Annotated in this window: 7 protein-coding genes; all 7 read left to right on the top strand. The window is 53.2% G+C overall.

What is annotated here, in order from left to right; genetic code table 11:
* Positions 1-82 precede the first annotated feature (82 nt).
* A complete protein-coding gene (locus OB13_RS05910; protein WP_461489228.1) occupies positions 83-1,399 on the top strand; it encodes a dicarboxylate/amino acid:cation symporter in 1,317 nt (438 codons plus the stop codon).
* A 256-nt stretch (positions 1,400-1,655) separates the two neighbouring features.
* Positions 1,656-2,390, top strand: a complete 735-nt coding sequence (pxpB, locus tag OB13_RS05905; RefSeq protein ID WP_461489227.1) for a 5-oxoprolinase subunit PxpB — start codon at positions 1,656-1,658, stop codon at positions 2,388-2,390.
* A complete protein-coding gene (locus tag OB13_RS05900; RefSeq protein WP_461489226.1) occupies positions 2,380-3,387 on the top strand; it encodes a 5-oxoprolinase subunit C family protein in 1,008 nt (335 codons plus the stop codon). The genes pxpB and OB13_RS05900 overlap by 11 nt, the downstream gene beginning before the upstream one ends.
* Entirely contained in the window at positions 3,384-4,163 is a 780-nt protein-coding gene (locus tag OB13_RS05895) for a LamB/YcsF family protein (RefSeq protein WP_461489225.1), read from the top strand. Before OB13_RS05900 ends, OB13_RS05895 begins: the two co-directional genes overlap by 4 nt.
* Positions 4,160-5,350, top strand: a complete 1,191-nt coding sequence (locus OB13_RS05890; RefSeq protein ID WP_461489224.1) for an NRAMP family divalent metal transporter — start codon at positions 4,160-4,162, stop codon at positions 5,348-5,350. Before OB13_RS05895 ends, OB13_RS05890 begins: the two co-directional genes overlap by 4 nt.
* A gap of 183 nt (positions 5,351-5,533) precedes the next feature.
* Positions 5,534-6,061 (top strand): DinB family protein, encoded by a 528-nt coding sequence (locus OB13_RS05885; protein ID WP_461489223.1) that lies wholly within the window; start codon positions 5,534-5,536, stop codon positions 6,059-6,061.
* 322 nt (positions 6,062-6,383) lie between these two features.
* On the top strand, positions 6,384-6,650 hold a 267-nt coding region (locus OB13_RS05880), incomplete at its 3' end, for a hypothetical protein (RefSeq protein WP_461489222.1).

Raw genomic sequence — 6,650 nt, 5'->3', positions numbered from 1 at the left:
GGGCTAAGCCATACCTGCTTTTTCTTGAATCTTTAACTTTCCGGCAGGCGCTCATTCAGACCCTGTCACCACCAACCTGTTTATGAAGAAACTAGCTTTACACTGGCAAATCCTGATAGGTATGGCACTGGGAGTAGCCTGGGGCGTGTCTGCCAGCTCTTTCGGTCTCATCGGGTTCACCACTGACTGGATCAAGCCATTTGGTACCATCTTTATCAACCTGCTCAAACTCATCGCTGTGCCACTGGTACTCGTGTCCCTGATCACCGGCGTGGCCAGCCTCAGCGATATCAGCAAACTTTCGCGCATCGGTTCCAAGACGATCGGCTTATACCTGATGACCACTGTACTTGCCGTGGTGCTGGGGCTTACGATCGTCAACATTGCAGAGCCCGGCAAAGCCTTCTCGCCCGAGAAGCGCGAAGAGTTTAAAGCACAATATGCCGCCGCTACCACCGAGCGTTCTTCGGATGCGGAGGAAGTAAAACAGCAGGGACCGCTACAGGCGCTCATCGACATCGTTCCTGACAACGTCTTCCTGTCCATGACAGACAACAGCAAGATGCTGCAGGTGATCTTTTTTGCCCTGCTCTTCGGAATAGCCCTCATTCTTATCCCTTTTGAGAAGGCGGCACCTGTCAATGCCTTCTTTGAGGGCGTCAACCTCATCATACTCAAGATGGTGGATATCATCATGATGGCAGCACCTTATGGGGTATTTGCTTTGCTGGCAGGTCTGGTGGTGGAGTTTGCCGGCGATGACCCGGGAGCTGCTCTGGAGCTGCTGCTTGTGCTGGGCTATTACTGCATCGTAGTAACGATCGGGCTGGCTATCATGATGTTTGTGGTATACCCGATACTGGTGACCACATTAGGCAAGACAAATTACATGGATTTCTTCAAAGGTATTTTTCCGGCCCAGATGCTGGCTTTATCTACCTCTTCGAGTGCTGCTACGCTCCCCGTTACCATGGAACGCTGCGAAGAAAGGCTGGGCATCAACCGGGAAATCACCAGTTTTGTGTTGCCGCTGGGCGCGACCATCAACATGGACGGCACCAGCCTGTACCAGGCCGTGGCTGCTGTATTCATTGCCCAGGCCTATGGCATGGACCTGTCGCTGGCGACACAGGCAGGCATCGTACTGACGGCAACGCTGGCCTCCATAGGTGCCGCTGCCGTACCGGGAGCCGGCGTGGTGATGCTGGTGATCGTGCTGCAGCAGGCGGGCATCCCGATCGAAGGTATAGCCCTGATCCTGGCTCCTGACCGTATACTCGACATGCTGCGTACCACCGTCAATATTACAGGCGATGCCACGGTTGCCATGGTCGTAGCCCGTACCGAAGGCCAACTGCATCCGCCTGTGCTGGAAGACATTGGAATTACCAAAAGCTGATTTCAGGTGTAGGTACCTGCCAGCGTCGAATGAAATGATCCAACCTCAAAACACAAGAGCCACTCACCCGGCTCTTGTGTTTTTTTATGTATGCCTGTTTGTGTAAAATAAAGCTATATTGCTCAGTGTATGCATACAAGAACACTGCACATACCCCTGCAGGGAGAAGGCATGGGCAGGTCATGCAAACACAAAAAACCAGAAACCATAATTTCAGCAGGAGGTATTATAAGCAGGCGGATAAAAAGGCTCAGGTATGAAACAAAAGGACATGCGTTTATTCCAGTTGTATCCGCTTGGCGATGCGGCGATCACGGTGCAGTTCGGTGACTGCATCGATGGGCCTACGCATAGCAAAGTACGCGCTTTCGTCTCTTACCTGGAGCGCCATCCTTTCCCGGGCCTGGTAGAACAGGTGCCCGCTTTCACAACCGTCACGATCCACTACGACCCCTGGGTGGTGAGCGAGAAAGGCCATTATAATCCGTATGCGCGTATGACGGAGCTGGTGCAGCGTATGCTCAGCCTTGCCAGGGAAAGCCAGAAAAAGTCCAGGCCCCGCACGGTAGAGATACCGGTCTGCTACGGCGGTGCGTATGGCCCGGACCTGGAGTATGTGGCCCGGTATAACAAGTTGACACCCGAGGAAGTGATCGCCTGCCATGCCCGCGGAAAATACATCGTGTACATGATCGGCTTTGCGCCCGGCTTCCCATACCTGGGCGGACTGAGCAAAAAGATCGCTGCTCCCCGCAAGGAAGTGCCCAGAGAACACATACCGGCCGGCTCGGTAGGTATAGCCGGCAACCAGACCGGTATCTACCCGATCGAAACACCCGGCGGCTGGCAACTCATCGGCCGCACGCCCCTGACGCTTTTCCACCCCGACCACGCCCCACCTAGTTTGCTGCAGGCAGGTGACATGGTTCGCTTTGTGCCGGTATCCGAAGACGAATTTCAGCAAAGAAAGGAGCAGGAAGATGAGTCTTGAGATACGCAAGCCCGGCCTGCTCACCACAATTCAGGACAGGGGCAGGTATGGCTACCAGAAAGACGGCATCATCGTGAGCGGCGCCATGGATACCTTTGCCTTGCGGGCAGCCAACCTGCTGGCTGGCAATGCCCGGCATCAGGCGGCGCTGGAAATAACGCTGGCAGGCCCGGTGATACGCTTCCACGAAGACCATATCATTGCCCTGACCGGCGCCGACCTTTCGCCCCTGATCAACGGGAAACCTGTAAAGATGTGGCGCCCTGTTTTGGTGAAGCAGGGAAGTATACTGGCATTTGGGGAGCGCAAATCATACTGCCGTGCCTATCTGGCTGTCTCGGGGGGCTTTGCCATACCTGAGGTCATGGGCAGTTACGCGACTTACCTGCGTGCCGGTATCGGGGGGTTGGAAGGAAGGGCGCTGCAGGCCGGGGACCGTATACCTTGTACAGGCCCGACCCGGGAAGGGCTGTCCCTTTTGAAAGAAGCAGCGACTGCAACCGATACCCAGACCTTTGCCTATACCCGCTGGACACCCGATCCGCAACTCTACCCAGATTATAAAACCAGCCCGGTTATCCGCGCCATCCGAGGTCCCGAATACGAACGCTTTACAGAAACCAGCAGAGCGCAGATCTGGTCAGAGCGTTTCCAGGTATCCTCCCGGTCCGACCGGATGGGCTACCGGCTACAGGGCGTTTCTGTATCCCTGGCTGAACAAACAGAGCTTATCTCCTGTGCCGTTACGTTCGGCACGGTGCAGGTACCGCCTGACGGGCAACCCATTGTACTGATGGCAGACCACCAGACCACCGGAGGCTACCCCCGTATCGCGCAGGTGATCAGTGCCGATCTGCCCGTATTAGCCCAGGTCGTACCCGGCCAGACCATCTCCTTCGAGGAGGTGACGCTGGAAGAAGCCCAGCAACTCTACATCCGCCAGGAGCAGCACCTGGAGCAGCTCGAACGGGCGATCCAACTTAAGAGCCACTTATGAGCCAAAATTTTTCCGTTGACCTGAACTCTGACTTAGGGGAGAGCTTTGGTGCCTACCACATGGGCAACGACGAGCAGATCCTGCAGTATGTCACCTCCGCTAACATCGCCTGCGGTTTCCATGCCGGTGACCCTGGCGTGATGCGTAAGACCGTGCAGCTGGCCCTGCAGCACCAGGTAGCCATCGGTGCACATCCGGGCCTGCCCGACCTGGCAGGTTTCGGCCGCCGCAACATGGCTGTTTCTCCCCAGGAAGTGTATGAAATGGTGGTATACCAGCTAGGTGCTTTGTCGGCTTTTGTGCAGGCAGAAGGCAGCGTGTTGCACCACGTGAAACCCCACGGTGCGCTTTACAATATGGCCGCCGTCGATGTGAACCTGGCAGAGGCTATAGCGGAAGCTGTGTATAAAGTAAAACCGGAAGCTAGCTTATATGGCCTGGCCGGAAGTGAACTGATCAAAGCCGGAAACAGGCTGGGCCTGGCGACCGCCCAGGAAGTATTTGCAGACCGCACCTACCAGCCCGATGGCACCCTTACCTCGCGCAGCTTACCCAATGCCCTTGTTACAGATCCGGAAGAGGCAGCGCAGCAGGTCGTACGGATGATAAAAGAAGGCAAAGTGCGTTCGCAGCAAGGTCAGGACGTTGCCATACAGGCTGACACGGTTTGCATTCACGGCGATGGCCCGCATGCCCTGGACTTTGCCCGCCACATCCGGGCTGCGCTCAGCCAGGAAGGTATAGCTCTCGCCGCAAAAGGAACGCCCAACGGATGAAGCCAGCAAGAAACTGGAGCGTGCTCCTGGGAGCCGCTTTCCTGATGGCCACCTCTGCCGTAGGTCCCGGCTTCCTGACCCAAACCACTGTCTTCACCCAAACGCTGGGTGCCAGCTTCGGCTTCGTTATCCTCACCTCCATCGTCCTCGACATCGGTGTGCAACTCAATGTATGGCGCGTGATCGCAGTATCAGAAAAACGGGCACAGGACATTGCCAACATGGTACTGCCGGGGCTCGGGCTGTTCATCGCGGTGCTGATCGTACTCGGCGGCTTTGCCTTTAATATAGGGAATGTGGGCGGGGCGGGCCTTGGCTTCAATGTGCTGTTCGGTATATCGCCCGAGGCAGGCGCAGTCATAGCCGCAGCCATTTCCATTGGGATCTTCCTGGTGCGGGAAGCCAAAAAAATGATGGACCGCTTTGCCCAACTCATGGGCCTGCTGATGATACTGCTGATTTTGTACGTGGCCATTACCTCCGCGCCTCCTGTGGGCGAGGCCGTCCTGAAAACGGTTCTACCTGACAAGATCGACTTCATCGCCATCATCACACTGGTAGGCGGCACGGTGGGCGGCTATATTACGTTTGCCGGCGGCCACAGGCTGCTGGATGCCGGCGTGAAGGGAGAAGCTTCCCTGCCGGAAGTGACAACCAGTGCCGTATCCGGCATCACGATCGCTTCTCTTATCCGCATTCTTCTTTTCCTGGCGGCACTCGGTGTAGTCAGCAAAGGGCTGGTGTTGGACGCGGGCAACCCGCCTGCCTCTGTCTTTCAGTTGGCTGCAGGCGACATCGGCTATACCTTATTCGGCATCGTGATGGTGTCGGCTGCCATCACGTCGGTCATCGGTTCTGCCTATACCTCCGTCTCTTTTATCAGGTCCTACCACAGCAGCATTGAACGGAATGAGAACTGGTTCATCATCGGCTTCATCGCCATCTCCACCGTTATTTTCGTCACCATCGGCCGTCCTGTTCACCTGCTCATTCTGGCAGGCGCCCTGAATGGGCTGATCTTACCGATCACACTGGGCACCATACTACTGGCAGCTTACAAGAAGACTATTATCGGAGATTACCGCCACCCACTATGGCTGACTGTTTTCGGAATTCTGGTCGTGCTGCTGATGGCCTGGATGGGCGGCTATACCTTGATCAAGCAGCTGCCGGCTTTGTTTGGTTAAGATTTTTAGCTGCTTGTTCCTCTTCTCTTACTGCCTTTGACATTTCAGTTTCGTAAACCTGATAAACGGACTGCTATGAAAAAGCCAGCCAACCGCTTTGATCGCAGGTGCTTTATCAGGACCACAGCTACAGTGACTGCGGGTATAGCTGGCTTCGGGTTATTATCTCAAGAAGGATGGGGTATGGACAGAACACAGGAAGAAATTAATATTATAGGTCCCAGACAGGGCTTTTCTCCACATGTCGGGGCACTCGTTTCCATGATGAACTGGATGCGGATGGTTGTGCTACAGTCTGTACAGCGCATGACAGTAGAGGAACTGGATTACCTGCATGACCCAAAGTCAAACACCATTGGGGCGATGCTGTTGCATCTGGCAGCTACTGAAAGGTTCTATCAGGTCAATACACTAGAAGGCAAAACCTGGGACGCAAAAGAAAGGAAGCAATGGGATGTACCGCTGAACCTTGGAGATGAAGCCAGGAACTCCATCAAGGGCCATAGCCTCGACTTTTACTTAAATGTATTGGAAGAAACACGCGAACGAACCATAGCAGAATTCAGGAAGCGGGATGATTCCTGGCTATTGGCAGTGGACAAAGATTGGCCCTGGGGCCCGACCAACAACTACTGTAAGTGGTTCCATGTTTGCGAACATGAATCAAACCACAACGGACAAATAAAATGGATCAGAAATAGAATAGTCTAGGCTAATGCTGATGCTGCCAACTTATAAATCATACTTCCTTCTCTCTTTCATCAATACCAATCATGCAGCACCTGCAGGGAAGCCACAGACTTGTTAGGTGGGTCTATCTCTAAGTATATCTAAAGCTCTGAGCAAAGCTATACCTCTACTACAAGCTTAGAGGTATAGCAAACATTCCCTAGCATAGTACAGTGCCATTTTATAAAAATTCATAATAGATTTTTTCTATATTTAACAAGGGTTATTCCTGCTAGCCGCCTGATGTAGGTGTATAGCAGGAGATGGACTCCTGCTATACCTTAGTTAGTTGTTTATTTAGACTATGAAGAACATCTTTCTTATTATAACAGCCTTCTTCATGCTGACGAGTTGTCAAACTGACAATTTCAATGATACTAAAAGATACTTTATAACAGACAAAAACTCTTATCGAATTGGTGAAGAAATAGAATTGACTGCAGTAATCAAATCAGACAAGGAAAAGGAAATAAGGTTTTATGACAATTTTAAAAATCTGGAGATTTCATTTGCTTTAATGTATGGACCTAACGATTTACACAATGGAAGTTGGTCAACCCGAACAAGTGCA

The organism is Pontibacter sp. HJ8 (assembly GCF_054824225.1).
The sequence above is the reverse complement of the archived record's forward strand: the minus strand, read 5'-3'. Positions and strand labels throughout refer to the sequence as shown.

Coding starts and splice junctions, on each gene's coding strand:
- OB13_RS05910 (WP_461489228.1), top strand. CDS start 83: ATGAAGAAACTAGCTTTACACTGGCAAATCCTGATAGGTATGGCACTG.
- OB13_RS05885 (WP_461489223.1), top strand. CDS start 5,534: ATGGACAGAACACAGGAAGAAATTAATATTATAGGTCCCAGACAGGGC.
- OB13_RS05895 (WP_461489225.1), top strand. CDS start 3,384: ATGAGCCAAAATTTTTCCGTTGACCTGAACTCTGACTTAGGGGAGAGC.
- pxpB (WP_461489227.1), top strand. CDS start 1,656: ATGAAACAAAAGGACATGCGTTTATTCCAGTTGTATCCGCTTGGCGAT.
- OB13_RS05890 (WP_461489224.1), top strand. CDS start 4,160: ATGAAGCCAGCAAGAAACTGGAGCGTGCTCCTGGGAGCCGCTTTCCTG.
- OB13_RS05900 (WP_461489226.1), top strand. CDS start 2,380: ATGAGTCTTGAGATACGCAAGCCCGGCCTGCTCACCACAATTCAGGAC.